Below are 15862 nucleotides of genomic sequence, written 5' to 3'. Positions count from 1 at the left end.
GACTCAACTTTGCTGCCTTGTACAACGGGCACCGGGCCTGCGGTGTTCCCGGGCAGGGGGCGAATTTCTGGATCTTCGGTAAGAACCGGGCCGTTCCCGTCACTCCCCTGGTGACCGCGCACCGCACGCGAAGGAGGCGACCGTGACCGACCGAAGCGAGGGAGCCGATGAGCAGAGCACCTTGGTCATCAGGCCGTCGAAGGAGGACACATGACCGACCCCGACAGGGAGCGACGGTTCACCGCGCTGTACGACACGTACCAACCCCGGGTCTACGCCTACGTCGTCAGCAGGGCCGGACGCGAGATCGCCGAAGAGGTGACCAGCGAGACCTTCCTGGTCGCCTGGCGCCGGCTCGCCGAGATCCCGAAGAGTAGCCGGCCTGGCTGCTCGGCGTGGCCCGCAACATCCTGCGCGAGCAGTACCGTGCGGACGTACGCCGGAAAGCCGTCGACACCGAACTCCGGGTCTGGTCCGGTGACCTGCGGACCGGTGACGTCGCCGACGACGTCGCCGAGCGCTCCCAGATCCTCGCCGCCCTCGCGGCGCTGTCCGACGACGACCGCGAGGTCCTCACCCTCATCGCCTGGCACGGCCTCACTCCTCGCGAGGCCGCCAGCGTCGTCGGCTGCTCGGCCGCGACCTACTCCGTACGGCTGCACCGGGCGCGCCGTCGCCTGGAGCGCGCGATGACCTCCCCTCCCGCGCTGGCCGCCCGGCCGGCCGTTCTCACCCTCGGAAAGGAATCCTCACGATGACCCGTGACGTGATGGCCATGCTCGGCGAGGCGCGACCCGCCGACCTCGATCCCGGTCCCGACGCTGAGCGACGCGCCCGGGATCTGCACAATGCCATGACGAGCCCGTTCGAGAAGCGGCGCACGGCGCGCCCGAAGCGCCGTCTCACGATCGGTCTCGGCGTCGTGGCCGTCGGCACCGCCGCTTCGGTCGCCGTGGCGACCGTCGGCCACGGCACCCGTGCCCCGTCCACACCGCAGGCTCGGCCGGCCGACCTGTCCGCCCGGCAGGTCCTGCTCGCCGCCGCGGAGACCGCAGCGAAGGAGCCGACGGGCCGCTACTGGCGCGTGGCCGACGTCGGCGGTCAGGGGTACCGCGTCGGCGGCCAGGGCGCCGGGGGCTATCAGGTCTACCTCGCCGATGAGTTCGACCAGTGGACGCCCCGCGATCCGAAGAAGGACGACGATGTGACCTACGGTCGCCGACTCCCGTCCGGCCCGCTCACCGCCCAGGACCGGGCGGCCTGGCGGAAGGCCGGCTCACCGGATCGCTGGAACGTCACGTCGAACGGAGATCCGCTGACCCTGACCCGGAAGGGGGAGTCATGGGCCGCCGACCGTACGACGCCGGCCGAGAACGCCCGGTCGCTGGCCGAGATGCGGAAGGAGTGTGCGGCTTCTCCTCCAGGTAAGCCCGACAAGGTGTGCGAGAAGCTGAAGATCTTCGAGAACGGCTCGCTCGAGTCCGGGTTCGAGGTGTTCCGGCAGCGGCTCGCGCGGAGTGGCGGCAGCGCCTCTGCCCAGCTCATGACCGCGTACGACTTCCTGACCCGCACCGCGGTCTCGCCGGCCGACCGGGCCAAGGCCTTCCGCCTGCTCGCCGACCTGCCCGGTGTGCGATCGCTCGGTGCGGTGAAGGACGCCACCGGACGCCCCGGCATCGGACTGTCCGCTCCGGCCATCCCCATGCGCGACGGCTCCGGCACGCTCGTCGGCTACCAGCTCATCCTCGCTCCGAAGACGTACCAGATCCTCGGTGACCAGAAGATCGTGGTGAAGGCCGGCGGCCACGACCGCGGTATGCGGTCCGGGACCGTCCATTCGTACAACGTCGTCCTCGACATCGGCTGGACGAACGACGCTCCGCACCACGCCTGAGATCTGAGCTCAGGGCGGACCTGCGCTGAGCGGAACACGAACCGACCCGGAGGCGGCTGGAGACCGCCCCCGGGTCGTTCCATGTCGACGACGTGGTGAGCGAGACGTGGTCGTCTCGATCTCGCCGAAAGACCGTTGAACCGCGCGGGCAGCCGCATCCGTACCTATCGGGGACATGCATCCTGGGGTTTTTCAGATGGTGCGAAATGCCCCTCGGTGGCCGGAACTCGATGGCGTCCATCGGGAGACTAATAAGAGACGGTTCCGCAGCGGACCCGGAGTGTCGGACGGACTCCGTAGCGTGGACCTCTCCCCTGAGGTACGGCCGGAGCGGCGCCGCCGCGCCGGCAGGAAGGGAGCCTGACGCTTGATGGACCTGACGCGGGTCGTCGGTGACACCGAGGATGACCCTTCCGTCCCTTCGCGAGACGAACGCGCGCGCGACCGGCGCGGTCGGTCGCGCCTGGGCGTGGGAGTCCCACTCGGCCTGGCCGTCACCGGGGCGATGGTCGCGGTCGCGCTGTCGGTCGGATCGTCGGCCCAGGAGCCCGGACGGCACGGTCCGCCCACCGGCCGGGACATCCTCCTCGCGGCGGCCACCGCCCTGGATCACCATCAGGACCTGAGCGCCGGGCGGTACTGGCGGGTCGTCGAGACCGACCGGTACACGCTCAACACCACGAACGGCGGCGGAGTCCCCATCGAGGTGCGGGTGCGCGACGGCATCTGGCTCGCCGGACCCGACGGGGGGCAGACCGTCGCGTACCGGCAGTGCCTCGGCGCCCGCCCCCTCACCGCGCAGGAGCGGGCGGATCAGGGCGGCCTGCCGTCTCGGGCGTGGCCGGCGTACTCCACCAGCGCGCGGACCTGCGCGGGCGGGTCCGGCCCGGCGGAGCAGGACGCTCACCTCGCCGCCGCCACCGACTACCGCATCGCGGACGTCGCGGTCTCGCCGATCTGGCTGGACAACCTGTCGACGGACCCGGCCGTGCTGCGCCGCCAGATCGACGCGAAGCTCGCGACCGCGCACCAGGGCGGCCTGGCCGTATACGGGCACATCGTGCTGCCGCAACTGCTGACCGACCTGCCGATCCACCCGGAGGTCCGCGTGGCCGTCCTGCGGATGATGGCCGGCCTGCCGGGCGTACGGGCGGCGGGCAAGGTCATGGACACGCTGGACCGCACGGGGGAGGGCGTCGTGATCAGCGGACTCGGCCTCGACAAGACCGAGCTGCGCTGGGTGATCGACCCCGGCCTGGGCCGCGTGCTGGACGTCCAGGAGGTCGTCACCGGCACGGGCCGCCGTCCGGCGGGAGCGGTGGTGGCCGAGAAGGTGTACACGTCGGTGGGCTGGACCAACGAGTCCCCCGGCCCCGACGCGTCGGCTTTTTGACGACCGGGCGGTAGAAGCCCCGCGGCTGGAGCGTGTGGGTCGGCGCCGCCGCGCTCAGGGTGTGAGTGCCGCCCGTCTCCGGCGAAGGGCCGAAGACGGTGTCGCTGAGCGCGGCGCTGAAATCCGTAAGAGGGGAAGGGGATCCGGGGCTGCGGGGGAGAAGGGGTGACCGTCATCCACGCCAATAGATGAGGCACCAGATGAAGGAGCCCCCCCCATGGCCGCTCCCCCCGACGTCGGGCCGGACGCCCGGACCGACGCTTCGGAGATCGAGCGGTCCTGGCATGACCCGGAGCGGTTCGGCGCGATCTTCGATGCGTACTTCGCGGAGATCCACGGTTACGTCGCCCGGCGCCTCAACGGCGACGCCGCCGACGACATCGCGGCCGAGACCTTTCACGCCGCGTTCCGGCAGCGGAAGAAGTTCGACCTGTCGCGGGGAAGCGCCCGGCCCTGGCTGTACGGCATCGCGACGAATCTCATCGCCAAGCACCGGCGCTCGGAGGCGCGGAGGTTCCGCGCGCTGGTGCGGCTGGGCGGCGAACGCTCCGTCGGCGGCCACGAGGACCGGGTCGTCACCAGGGTGAGTGCCGAGCACATGAAGGGTCGCCTCGCGCAGGTCGTCGCCGACCTGCCCGCCGACCAGCGTGATGTGCTGCTGCTCGTCGTCCTGGCCGGCCTCGGTTACGAGGAGGTGGCGCAGGCGCTGGACGTTCCGTACGGAACGGTCGCTTCGCGGTTCAGCAGGGCTCGGAAGAAATTGCGCAGGGCGCTGGGTGGAGTCGATCCCATGATCGATCAGGAAGGACCCACCGATGGATGAACTGCAGGCCGTACGGGAGCTGTTCCCCGAGGCCCCGCCCCCGAAGGCCCGAGTGGTCGCCCGGGCCCGCCTGCGGGCGACCGGTGCCGGTCGGCGCCGCACGCCACGACTGCGCTGGACCCTGCCCGGCCTCGGCCTGGTCGCCGCGGCGACCGCGGTCGCGCTGGCCGTGGGTACGACCGGCGGCGCGCCGAAGCGGTCCGCCCCGCCGATGCCGCTGGGCGGAAAGGCCGTGTTCCTGGCCGCGGCGGAGAAGGCCGAGAGCCAGCCGATGGGTGACTACTGGTACTCCGACCAGATCCACGGGCAGTCGTACCTGCTCAAAGACGGGTACGCCATCATCGGCGCGCACAGCGAGAGCTTCGAGTGGACCGCGGCCGCCAAGGGCCGCGGCGGCCGCTGGTACGGGCGGGACCTGCCCGCGCGGCCGGCGACCCCGGCGGACGAGGCCGCCTGGCGCCGGGCGGGGAGGCCGACGAGCTTCCGCGTCCAGTCGAACGGTCACCCCATGACGTACACGCGCGGCGCGAGCCGCTGGGAAGAGGACAAGGGAGGGCGGCGGTCCGGCGGTCGCTTCTTTCTCATGGGCTTCGGCCAGGAGCTGACGACGCAGGAGGTGCTCCGGCTTCCCACCGACCCGCAGACGTTGGCGAACCGGTTCTTGACCCTGCCCGGACGGAAGCGGCTCCCGGGGGCGAGCGCGGCGCCGAAGGGACCGGCTCCGGTGAGTAACGCGTACAAGCTCCTCCGGGCGGCGGAACTGCTCGAGAGCGCACCGCTTCCGCCGAAGGTACGCGCCGGGTTGATGCGCGCGCTGGTCGTACAGCCCGGGGTGCACACCATCGAGACGGCGACCGATCCGCTGGGCCGCCAGGGCGTCGCCCTCGCCGTCGACCAGCCGTCGTGGGGCTGGGACAGCAAGCCCGGCGGGGGTTTCGTCCGGAAGGACTATGGCTACCGCGACCAGGAGCAGCTCATCTTCGACAAGGGCACGGGGGCGCTCCTCAGCGAGCAGACCGTTCTTCTGACCTCCGGCGGCGAGTACCGGGACCGCAAGCCCGGCTTCGTGATCGATTACTGGGTGACGCGGAGTTCCGGCTGGACGGACCGCATGCCGTCCCCGCCGTCGGCTCTGCCGTTCAAGTAACCGTCGCGTACGGCGTCCCGTGCCTGGTCAGGGCGCGGGACGCTCGTATGCTCGGTGTCCGGATCGCGGGGATCAGTGCGGTGATGGGCAGCAAAGCTACTGCTCGGTAGACTCCTGGGGTCCCATGTCGATGGCTGTCAGTCGCGAGCCGTACGCTGATTGCCAACGCCGTACCTCAGGAGGACGGAACATTGGTTCTCAGGTTGATCATCGGGCTTGCCGCAACGGTGGTCGCGCTGGTGTTCGCCGTTCGGCGGGTCCTGTTCCTCTACAGGCTCGCGACGAACGGCCAGCCCGCCCCCGACCGCATCGCGCTCGCCAAGGCGAGCGTCGGTGAGGACGTCAAGCTTCAGGCCGTCGAGGTCTTCGGGCAGCGCAAGCTGCTCAAGTGGACCGTGCCCGGCCTCGCCCACTTCTTCGTCATGTGGGCGTTCTTCATCCTCGCCACCGTCTACCTCGAGGCGTACGGCGCGCTGTTCTTCGGGCTGGACTTCCACATCCCGCTGGTCGGCAAGTGGGGCGTGCTCGGCTTCCTGCAGGACTTCATCGCGGTCGCCGCGCTGCTCGGCCTGATCGCGTTCGCGATCATCCGAGTGAAGAACTCCCCGAAGAAGCTCGACCGCAAGTCCCGGTTCAAGGGCTCGCACCTCGGCGGCGCCTGGCTCGTCCTGTTCATGATCTTCAACGTGATCTGGACGATGTTCCTGTTCCGGGGCGCGGGCGTGGCCACGGGCAAGTTCCCGTACGGGAACGCGGCGTTCATGTCGCACCTGGTCGGCAACGGCCTCAAGCATCTGGGCCACGACGCCGATGAGGTGCTGGAGTCGCTCGGCCTGCTCCTGCACATCGGCGTGATGCTGGTCTTCCTGCTGATCGTGCTGAACTCCAAGCACCTGCACATCTTCCTCGCGCCGCTCAACGTCCTGTTCAAGCGCCGCCCGGACGGCCTGGGGCCGGTGCAGCCGATGATGAGCGACGGCAAGCCGATCGACTTCGAGGAGGCCGACCCGGACGAGGACACCTTCGGCCGCGGCAAGATCGAGGACTTCACCTGGAAGGGCTACCTCGACTTCGCCTCCTGCACCGAGTGCGGCCGCTGCCAGTCGCAGTGCCCCGCCTGGAACACCGGCAAGCCGCTGTCGCCGAAGACCCTCATCATGGACCTGCGCGACCACGCGCTGGCCAAGGCGCCGTACATCTTCGCCTCCGAAGAGGAGCAGGCGAACCTCCCCGAGGACGTCCTGAAGGAGGCCGGCCTGCCGCTCGTCGGCGGGGCGGACGTGAACGGCGTGATCGACCCGGACGTCCTGTGGTCCTGCACCAACTGCGGTGCCTGCGTCGAGCAGTGCCCGGTGGACATCGAGCACATCGACCACATCGTCGACATGCGCCGCTACCAGGTGATGATCGAGTCGAGCTTCCCGTCCGAGGCGGGCGTGATGCTCAAGAACCTCGAGAACAAGGGCAACCCCTGGGGCATGTCCGAGATGAAGCGCCTCGACTGGGTGGGGGAGCTCGACTTCGAGGTCCCGGTCGTCGAGGAGAAGATGCCCGAGGACACCGAGTACCTCTTCTGGGTCGGCTGCGCCGGTGCGCTGGAAGACCGTGCCAAGAAGACCACCAAGGCCATCGCGGAGCTGCTGCACATCGCGGGCGTGAAGTTCGCGGTGCTCGGCCCGATGGAGGCCTGCTCCGGTGACCCGGCGCGCCGCCTGGGCATGGAGTTCGTCTTCCAGATGCTCGCCCAGCAGAACGTCGAGACGCTCAACGAGGCGGGCGTCAAGAAGATCGTGGCGTCCTGCCCGCACTGCTTCAACACGCTGGCCAACGAGTACCCGCAGCTCGGCGGCACGTACGAGGTCGTGCACCACACGCAGCTGCTGTCGCACCTGGTCGAGACCGGCAAACTGACGCCGGTCACGCCGATCGAGGAGAAGATCACCTACCACGACCCGTGCTTCCTCGGCCGGCACAACAAGGTGTACGCCCAGCCGCGCGACATCATGGCCCAGGTGCCCGGCGTCCAGACCCAGGAGATGCACCGCTGTAAGGAGCGGGGCTTCTGCTGCGGTGCCGGTGGCGCGCGGATGTGGATGGAGGAGCGCATCGGTAAGCGCATCAACACCGAGCGCGTCGAGGAGGCGCTGGGCACGGACCCGGACACCGTCTCCACGGCCTGCCCGTTCTGCCTCGTCATGCTCGGCGACGCCATCAACGAGAAGAAGAACAGCGGTGACGCGAAGGAGTCGCTCGAGGTCGTCGACGTCGCCCAGCTGCTGATCAAGTCGGTGAAGGGCGAGCCGGTCGAGCCCGCCCCCGCGGCCGCCGAGTAGGGACCGTACGCGAAGGGCCCGTCACCGGTCGGTGACGGGCCCTCGCCACGTATAAAGGCGGTGCCATCTCGGGGGAGCGGGGATTTGAGATGACACCGCCCTGACGTACCAACCCCGATGTGACGAAGACCACTGGGATCGACGTAAACCGGATTGGTCGGTAACGCGTCGTCCGAAACTATCGACTTTGCTGCTGGTTGGCCACCCGTTGTGGAAAGAATCACGATGTCATTCGGGTGGCCGCCGCCCAGACGGCCGGTGCAGGGCCCCTCGGAAGGGGCCCTGCGGCCGGATCAGCTCGTCAGCTTCTTGACGAGGTCGGGGTGCTGCTTCTCCCACTCGGCGACGCCCTGGGCGGGCTTGTCCTTGTACTTGTTCATGACCAGGTCCTCGAGCGGGAACAGGTCGGCGTCGGACATCGTGAACTTCTTCAGCCAGCCGTTCAGCTGCGGGAAGTCCTTCGCGAAGCCCTGACGGCCGAGCGCGTGGATCTTCTCCGCCGAGCCGAAGGCGTTCTGCGGGTCGGCCAGCGGCTTGATCGGGAACCCGGTGTACGCCCAGTGCGGCTTCCACAGCGTCACCACGATCGGCTGCTTGCTCTGGACCGAGCGGTTCAGCTCCGCGAGCATCGCCGCGGTGCTGCTCTCGACGAGCTTGTAGTCGCCGAGGCCGTACCCGGGCAGCACCTTGTTCTTCACGATCTTCATCTCGCCGGCGCCCGGCTCGATGCCGACGACACGACCCTTGTACCGGGAGCTCTGCCCCTTGAGGTCGGCGACGGAGTTCGCCGGGTCGTCCTTCAGGACGGCCAGCTGCATGCTGGCGTTCTTGTACCAGACCCCGATGTCGGTGATCTTGTCCTTGTACCGGTTGTAGTAGTCGGCGTGCGTGGCGGGCAGCCAGGCGTCCAGGAACAGGTCGATGTCGCCCTGGCCGAGCCCGGCGAACAACGGACCGGCGTCGACCTGCTTGAGGGTGACCTGGTAGCCCTTCTTCTCCAGCTCCGCCTTCCACAACTGGGTGACGGCGATGTCCTCGTCCCACGGGATGTAGCCGATCGTGATCGGCTTGCCCTTGCCGCCGCTCCCACCGGAGCCGACGACGCCGAGCGTGGCCGCGAGCAGCGCGAAGATCACCACGCCGGACAGGGCCAGCGCCGGACGCGGGCGGTACCGCAGCACGGACGACACGCCGCCGTGCACGGCCCGCTCGGCGCGCCGCCGCGCGGCCGGCTCCAGACGCTGCCCGAGAGCGCCCGTCATGCGGTCCAGAATGATCGCCAGCAGCACGACCGCGAGGCCGGACTCGGCGCCCGCCCCCAGGTTGTACTGCGTGATCGCGCCGAAGACGTTGGCGCCGAGGCCCTCTGCGCCGACCATGCCCGCGATGACGACCATGGACAGCGACAGCATGATGACCTGGTTGACGCCGGTCATGATGGTCGGCAGCGCCAGCGGCAGCTGCACGCGCGTGAGGATCCGCGACGACGGCGTGCCGAACGCCTCGGCCGCCTCGACCATCTCCTTGTCGACCTGCTTGATGCCGAGCTCCGTCAGGCGCGCGCCCGGCGGAATCGAGAAGATCATCGTCGCGACGACGCCCGGCACCTCCCCGAGCCCGAAGAACGAGATCGCCGGGATCAGGTAGACGAACGCCGGCATCGTCTGCATGAAGTCCAGCACCGGCCGGACCACCGCCCCGAACGACGGCACCCGTGCGCTGAGGATGCCCAGCGGGATGCCGACGACGAGGGCGGCGAAGCTCGCGACCAGCACCAGTGCGAGCGTCTCCATGGCCGCGTTCCACTGGCCGAGCGCGTCGATCACCATCAGCCCGACGAACGTCAGGACGCCCGCGAGCAGGCCGCGCAGCCACCAGCACAGCATCGCCACCAGCGCGGCCAGCGCCAGTGACGGCGGCGCGGTCAGCACATGGCTCAGCCCGTGCACGAGACCGCCGCCGACGTCGCTGATCGCGCTGAAGACCGGCTTGCCGTGCTTGGTCAGGAAGTTGACCGCGTCGGTGACCCAGTTTCCGAGGGGGATCCTAGGCATCGGCGATCACCTCCGCGGTGGCGGCGGGGCTCTCCTCCTCGGCGTCACCGCTTTCGGTGTGGCCGTTGCCGTTCAGGTTGCCCAGCGCGGCGAGCAGCGTCACCCGCGGGATCACGCCGAGGAGCTTGCCGTTCCCGTCGGTGACGGGCACGGGCAGCGGACTCTCCGCCGACAGCGTGAACAGGTCGGCCACGGCGGTGTCGGGGTCGACCTCGTGGTAACCGTTCTCGACGATCCCGTCGAGGGTGTTGCGGCCCTCCCGTACGGCCTTGGCCGCCGGCTCGGCGAACACCACGCCCACCAGCCGCCGGTCCTTCGCCACCACGAACGTGAACGACGCCTGGTTCTCCCGCATGACGCGCACGGCCGCGCGGGGACCGCCGCTCGGCTCCACGACGGAGATCGGCGTCTCCATGACCGAGCGCGCGGTGAGCACGCGCGTACGGTCGACGTCGGCGACGAACTGCGCGACGTAGTCGTTGGCCGGGTCGGTGAGGATCTCCTCGGCCGTACCGATCTGCATCACGCGCCCGCTACGCAGCATGGCGATCCGGTCGCCGAGCCGCATCGCCTCGTTCAGGTCGTGGGTGATGAACACGATCGTCTTGCCGAGCTCGCCCTGCAGGTCGAGCAGGAGGTCCTGCATCTCCCGCCGGATCAGCGGGTCGAGGGCGCTGAACGCCTCGTCCATCAGCAGGATGTCCGTCTCGGCGGCGAGCGCGCGGGCGATCCCGACGCGTTGCTGCATGCCGCCCGAGAGCTGGTCGGGGTAGCGATCCTCCCAGCCGTCGAGACCGACGTAGTCCAGGAACTCCTTGGCCTTCGCCAGTCGTTCCTGCTTTGGAACGTTCCGAGTCTCGAGCCCGTACGCCGCGTTCTCCAGGACGGTTCGATGAGGGAAGAGGGCGAAGTGCTGGAAGACCATGCTGACCTTCTCCTGCCGGAGCCGGCGCAGGTCCTTACCGCCGATGGCGGTGATGTCGACCCCGTCGATCTCGATGCTGCCGTCCGTCGGCTCGAGAAGGCCGTTCAGCATGCGGATCAGCGTGGACTTGCCGGAGCCCGAGAGCCCCATGACGACGAAGATCTCGCCCTCATCGACCTCGAATGAGACGTCGGCGACGGCCGCGGTCACGCCCATGCGGCGGAGCTCGTCGGGTTCGGCGCCTTGACGGATTTTTCGGAGGGCTTCAGCCGATCGTCGGCCGAAGATCTTTGACACATGTTGCGCGCGGATTCTTGGCACATCGTCCTTTCGGTCCGGCCGCGCCGCCGTCACCCGAGGGTCGTACGTCCCCGTCAGACCGCGCGGCTATCGATGCGAGCCGCCGGCCCGCTCCCTCCGTCGGCTCGCCTGTACGACCCAGGGGAACAAGATGTGACACACGTCACTCTTGTGGTCGCCAACCGACCGAATGGGTCATGCGTCAAGGCACTTTATCTCCAGGTAAAAAGGAATGCACATCCGTGTGCGATCGGTCACAATCCGCTAATGATCGGTTTGAGCTGGGAAGATCGGGGAAATGCGCCTTCTTCGATCAGCGATAGAGGCCGGGATCGCCCGGCTCGAAGACCCGGAATCGGTCCAGGTCCGTGGTGACGCCGCCGACCCCTTGCGCCAACTCGAGCGCGGCCGTCGCGGCCAGCCGTACGAGCCGAGGGTCGCGCTCCCCCGCAATGCCGAACCGGTACCCGTGCAGCCCAGGCTCGCGCCGCATCGGCCCGAGCGCCAACGGCAGCAACCAGCGCAGGCTCGGCACCTCCGGCCCGTCGCAGCGGATGTTGACCGGCGCGTGCGGCGTCGCCAGGAAGAACGAACCGTCCTTCTCCGGCCCTTCCGGCACCAAGCCGGTGATGAAGGCGCTGATCCGCGCCGCGAGCTCGCCCGGCGACACCTTCCGCGGCGTGTGCACCACGACGACCTCCGTCGGGTCGTCGGCGACGAACTCCTGCGGCAGATGCGCGTACCCGCCGAACCGGCGCGCCAGCCCGCGCGCCAGCCAGTTTTGGAACGGTCCCGAGTCGCTGGCCACGAACGCCTGACCCTGCGGAAGGTTGCTCTTGGCGGCCAGATCCGGAGTAACCGGATGCGGCCCGGCCAGCCGTACGCCCGCCCCGAAAGTGATCCCACCGTCGACCGGCGCCGCCTCCGGATCGAACAGCCGAACCGCGGAGAGCAACCGCTGCGGCTCCGGCGTGCGTGGCAGCACCACCGCCGGCACCTTCCGCAGCCGCCTGGCCGACACGCCGCCCATCAGATACGCGTGCGGTGAAAGTTGAGGTAGGACCGCGACGGCGTCGGGCCACGCTGATCCTGATAACGCGAACCGTGCCGCTCGGAACCGTACGGCTCCTCGACCGGAGAACTCGTCCGGAACAGGCACATCTGGCCGATCTTCATCCCGGGCCACAGCTTGATCGGCAGCGTCGCGACGTTGGACAGCTCCAGCGTCACGTGCCCACAGAAGCCAGGATCGATCCAGCCGGCGGTCGAGTGCGTCAGCAGCCCGAGGCGACCCAGACTCGACTTGCCCTCGAGGCGGGCGGCAAGATCGTCGGGCAGGCCGAACACCTCGTACGTCGAGGCGAGCACGAACTCCCCCGGGTGCAGGATGAACGGCTGATCCGACTCCACGTCGACGAGCCGGGTGAGGTCAGGCTGCTCGACGGCCGGATCGATGTGCGGATACTTGTGGTTCTCGAACACCCGGAAGTAGCGGTCGAGGCGCACGTCGACACTCGACGGCTGAACCATCCCGGGGTCGTACGGATCGATCTTCATCCGCCCGGACTCGATCTCGGCCTTGAGATCACGATCGGAGAGCAGCACGACAAGAAAGTACCGGGTAATCACCCCGACACGTAAACGCCGGATCGGATCACCCAGAATCCTCGCCCCACGGGTCCGGGCGACCACCTCTGGCTCTCCGGCCCCATGGGCGGTCCGGCGGGACGTCGGAACCCTTGAGCATGAGGGGCGCGGGTTCCGGTAGCATGTGCGGGCGGTCTCCGGAGAAGGCGACCGATGCGGGTGTAGTTCAATGGCAGAACTCCAGCTTCCCAAGCTGGTAGCGCGGGTTCGATTCCCGTCACCCGCTCCACACGACAAAGCCCCAGGCCAGGACATGAATCCCGGACGCTGGGGCTTCTCTCGTCACGAGGCTTTTCGCCGCTTCCGTGCCCGTTGCGTGCCCGATCGCTCGTCAGGCTTCCCGCCGCCCGCGTCACCGGGCTTCTGCGGCTTCTGGGAGCGCTTGAGTTCGCGCCGGACCATCTTGCCCAGCGTCGCGGCGATCTCCTTGTCCCGCTCCTGCCGAGCGTGGAGGTAGATCCGCGCCGCCCTGGTCGAGGAGTGGCCCATCCGGCTCATCAGCTCGGGCAGCGAGGCGCCCGACTCGGCGGCGAAGGTGTTGCCCGTGTGCCGCAGGTCGTGAAGGTGGATGCCTTCAGGCAGGCCCGCCGCGTCGAGCGCCCGCCTCCATGGGGCCGTGAAGTTGCTCCGGCGTAGTTGGTTGCCCCTGACGCCGACGAACACGAAGCCGTCCGGACCCGGCGCGGCGAACTCCTCCAGGTGCTGGCGAAGGTCCGGGATGATCAAGTCCGGGATCGCGACCTTACGCGTGCTGGCCTCGGATTTCGGCGTGCCCTTCACGAGCGGCCCCAGTTCATAGACGGTCTCATCGATGCGGACGGCCCCAGCGTCGAGGTCGAGGTTCCGGCGACGGAGTCCGGCCAGTTCGCCCCACCGCATGTTGCCGAAAGTGGCGAGGAGGACGAGCGCCCGGTAGCGCGGAGCGATCGAATCGGCCAACCGGAAGACCTCGGCCACGCTCAGCACCGGCCGCTCGGGACTCGTCTCCTTGTCGGCCCCCTCGATCTGACACGGGTTTTCCTTGATCCGCTTGTCCCGCATGGCGGTGTTCAGGACCGCCCGCAGCAGCCGGTACCCCTTGGCCACCGTGACGGGACCGAACGGCTTGGCGCGCTTCGGACCGGCCTTGAGCCGTTCGGCCCGCCACTTACGAACGTGCTCTTCCTTGATGTCACCGATACCCATGTCCCCGAAGGTGGGGTTCAGGTGGTTCCGGAGGAGCCCCTCGTACAGGTCCAGCGTCTTGGGGGACAGCTCATGCTGTTCGAGCCACTCGGCCGCGTACTCCCGGAACGGGATGGCACCGGCCGACGGGTCCAGCCAGTCACCCCGCTTGATGTCCGCTTCCTTGAGCGTCAGCCACTGATCGGCCTCCCGCTTGGTCTTGAAGGTGTACGGCGCGTTGTGATCCTTACCGTCAGGTCCGGGGTAGCGCGCCTGATACCGCCCGGAGGGAAGTTGCCGGACACGCCCGAAGCGCCGCTTCTTGGCCATCAGGCAGCCCTCCTACGGGTGGAAACCGTGAGCGGTTCGACGAGCCGAGCAGAGATGAACTCACGCACTGCTGACTCAGGGATACGGACGTGACGGCCAAGCTTGACGAAGGTGATCCGCCGTTCCTCGATAAGCCGTCGAGGGAAGCGGGGGGTGGTGCCGAAGAGCTCGGCCGCCTCTTCGACCGTGAGCAGACGATCGTCAGTGGGGTTCATCAGGCAGCGGCCCTCTCAGTTGCCGAAAGGTCGAGGGTGGTGTTGGCGTGGTCGAGTTGGCGTCGCATCTCCAGGCGTTCGGCGATGGAGGCGAGTAGGCGCTGTTCGACTGGCCCCACGTCCGGGTCGTCGGGTGGGGCGAGTTCCCAGGCGTAGCGGCTGGGGGCGGCCGGGTGGCCGGTTGCCGAAACACCGGCCTCAGCCAGCCGGGCGAGGACCCACGTCTTCCGGTCCGCCTTGTGATCGGCCAGCGTCTTGCCCGACCACTTGCGGGAGACCAGGACGCGGCGTCCGGCGTAGCCGAGGTATTCGCGGCGGTGTGCTTTGGCCTTGCAGTAGCCGGGCGTCAGCCCCGGCTTGGCCCCCTTGGGTTGGACGCCGTAGCGCAGCCAGTTCGCGCACGTCGGCGAGCACGGCTCGTACCGCAGCGCCTCTAGCAGCCGGTCAGCGTGGTCGGCCTGGGCGGACGTCTCGTGCTCGTGGCATTCGGCGATGTCCTTCACCAGGTACTTGGTCAGGTAGCCGATCAGCCGGGAGGACTCCGGCGTACCGGCCATGACGCCTTGTGCGTCGATCTGCCGTCCGAACCGCCCGACGTGCAGGGGTTCGGCGTCGTCCTCATCGAGCGCCTTGAGAGCTTCGGCCCAGGTGGTGAGGGGCGTGTGGGTGTCGGCGTCGAGGTAGGCCCGCTGTCGTGCATCCCAGTACGGCAGACGCTCCCCCGCGTACACCACACGGTCGGTCGGCGGCCACCACACTTGGGTGTAGGTCGCGGCGACGACCTGACGCAGCTCTGCGCGGGAGATCGTGCCGCGGATTGCCATGTGCAGGTGAGGAGCCAACCGGCGTTGGGGTTCGACGGCGGCGAAGTACTGCACGTCGTAGCCGACGAACCGGCGCAGGTTCTGCACGAACCGGTCCACCAGCTTGGAGAAGTGCAGCGCGTCCCGAGCCGCACGGCCGTAGTCGTAGGTGGCCGGGTCGACTGGCGTGCCGTCGTTCTTCACGCGCCCGTAGGAGTCGAGGGTGAGCGTGAGGAACAGCGACGGCCGGAAGGTGTTGCCGTCCGGGGCGGTGTAGACCTTGCCGACCGTCCGGGCGGCCACGGGTCGGCGGGGAAGGTCGGGCACGTCCTGGCGGCGCTTGGTGGACCGCTTGGGTCGCTCGGGTTTGTCGGTGGGGAGTCGGCCGACGACGCCGGTTTGGGTGAGTTCGGCGTTGATCTCGGTCAGCAGCTCTCGCCACTCCGAGGCATCCTCACCGGCCGCCTCAGCGCGTTCGGCCCAGGTCTGGACCTCGGCGCGTTTCTCCATCCAGAAGCGTTGTTCGTCGTCGGGGTCGGCGCGCTCGATCACCGGCTCTTGGTCGAGGTGCCAGCCCTCGCGGCATTGGGTGGCGCGAAGCTTGCGCTTGCGTTCGGCGCAGGGCGGGCAGACCGATGCGAGGGTGTGCCCGCACGGCATGCTTACGATCTCGGTCTCACCGGTCGCCAGGTCGGTCCGGCGCATGGCTACGGGCCGGATGCACACGCCGTGTTCGATGGCCACGGCTTTGACGACCTCACGGGCCAGCGGCGGCCGGACCTTGTGTGGAGCCTCCGGCGTGGTGGTGGTCTGCTCGGTCACCTGGCCTCCTGT

13 protein-coding genes and 1 tRNA gene are annotated in these 15862 nt (G+C 68.8%); 7 read left to right on the top strand and 7 right to left on the bottom strand.

Annotation, left to right across the window (positions count from 1 at the left end; translation table 11 throughout):
- Positions 1-395 precede the first annotated feature (395 nt).
- The 6 genes from ACYVF7_RS57990 (at position 396) to ACYVF7_RS57965 (ending at position 7590) form a co-directional block, all read left to right on the top strand.
- A complete protein-coding gene (locus ACYVF7_RS57990; RefSeq protein ID WP_460357079.1) occupies positions 396-758 on the top strand; it encodes an RNA polymerase sigma factor in 363 nt (120 codons plus the stop codon).
- Positions 755-1894, top strand: coding sequence for a CU044_5270 family protein (locus ACYVF7_RS57985; protein ID WP_460357077.1), 1140 nt, complete (start codon positions 755-757; stop codon positions 1892-1894). The genes ACYVF7_RS57990 and ACYVF7_RS57985 overlap by 4 nt, the downstream gene beginning before the upstream one ends.
- Positions 1895-2363: 469 nt before the next feature.
- On the top strand, positions 2364-3287 hold the full coding sequence (locus ACYVF7_RS57980) for a hypothetical protein (protein WP_460357075.1): 924 nt from the start codon (positions 2364-2366) through the stop codon (positions 3285-3287).
- 217 nt (positions 3288-3504) lie between these two features.
- Positions 3505-4110: an RNA polymerase sigma factor gene (locus tag ACYVF7_RS57975; protein ID WP_460357074.1), complete on the top strand. Its 606-nt coding sequence runs from the start codon at positions 3505-3507 to the stop codon at positions 4108-4110.
- The gene (locus ACYVF7_RS57970; protein ID WP_460357072.1) at positions 4103-5257 is read left to right on the top strand and encodes a CU044_5270 family protein; all 1155 of its coding nucleotides are present in this window, start codon (positions 4103-4105) and stop codon (positions 5255-5257) included. The genes ACYVF7_RS57975 and ACYVF7_RS57970 overlap by 8 nt, the downstream gene beginning before the upstream one ends.
- Before the next feature lie 191 nt (positions 5258-5448).
- Positions 5449-7590, top strand: a complete 2142-nt coding sequence (locus tag ACYVF7_RS57965; protein ID WP_460357070.1) for a (Fe-S)-binding protein — start codon at positions 5449-5451, stop codon at positions 7588-7590.
- A 293-nt stretch (positions 7591-7883) separates the two neighbouring features.
- On the opposite strand, the gene ACYVF7_RS57960 is transcribed toward ACYVF7_RS57965, so the two are convergent.
- The 4 genes from ACYVF7_RS57960 to dcd form a co-directional block, all read right to left on the bottom strand.
- The gene (locus ACYVF7_RS57960) at positions 7884-9644 is read right to left on the bottom strand and encodes an ABC transporter permease/substrate binding protein (protein WP_460357068.1); all 1761 of its coding nucleotides are present in this window, start codon (positions 9642-9644) and stop codon (positions 7884-7886) included.
- Positions 9637-10785 carry a quaternary amine ABC transporter ATP-binding protein gene (locus ACYVF7_RS57955; RefSeq protein WP_460357066.1) on the bottom strand — a complete coding sequence of 383 codons (1149 nt, stop codon included), beginning with the start codon at positions 10783-10785 and terminating at the stop codon, positions 9637-9639. Before ACYVF7_RS57955 ends, ACYVF7_RS57960 begins: the two co-directional genes overlap by 8 nt.
- A 397-nt stretch (positions 10786-11182) precedes the next feature.
- Positions 11183-11857 (bottom strand): hypothetical protein, encoded by a 675-nt coding sequence (locus ACYVF7_RS57950; RefSeq protein WP_460357063.1) that lies wholly within the window; start codon positions 11855-11857, stop codon positions 11183-11185.
- Positions 11858-11898: 41 nt separating this feature from the next.
- Positions 11899-12474, bottom strand: a complete 576-nt coding sequence (gene dcd, locus ACYVF7_RS57945; protein ID WP_460357060.1) for a dCTP deaminase — start codon at positions 12472-12474, stop codon at positions 11899-11901.
- 197 nt (positions 12475-12671) lie between these two features.
- Between dcd and ACYVF7_RS57940 the strand changes: the two genes are divergently transcribed.
- Positions 12672-12745 (top strand) — tRNA-Gly (locus ACYVF7_RS57940).
- 53 nt (positions 12746-12798) lie between these two features.
- Here the strand turns inward: ACYVF7_RS57940 and ACYVF7_RS57935 are convergent.
- Genes ACYVF7_RS57935 through ACYVF7_RS57925 form a run of 3 tightly spaced genes read right to left on the bottom strand, consistent with a single transcriptional unit; the run spans position 12799 to position 15850 of the window.
- Complete coding sequence (locus ACYVF7_RS57935; RefSeq protein WP_460357058.1) at positions 12799-14010, bottom strand: tyrosine-type recombinase/integrase; 1212 nt, start codon at positions 14008-14010, stop codon at positions 12799-12801.
- On the bottom strand, positions 14010-14225 hold the full coding sequence (locus tag ACYVF7_RS57930) for an excisionase family DNA-binding protein (RefSeq protein ID WP_460357056.1): 216 nt from the start codon (positions 14223-14225) through the stop codon (positions 14010-14012). Before ACYVF7_RS57930 ends, ACYVF7_RS57935 begins: the two co-directional genes overlap by 1 nt.
- Positions 14225-15850 carry a replication initiator gene (locus ACYVF7_RS57925; protein WP_460357054.1) on the bottom strand — a complete coding sequence of 542 codons (1626 nt, stop codon included), beginning with the start codon at positions 15848-15850 and terminating at the stop codon, positions 14225-14227. Before ACYVF7_RS57925 ends, ACYVF7_RS57930 begins: the two co-directional genes overlap by 1 nt.
- Positions 15851-15862: the final 12 nt, after the last annotated feature.

It is taken from the genome of Actinoallomurus acanthiterrae (assembly GCF_054775715.1).
Note: the sequence above shows the minus strand (reverse complement) of the source record. Positions and strands in the feature narration are given on the sequence as shown.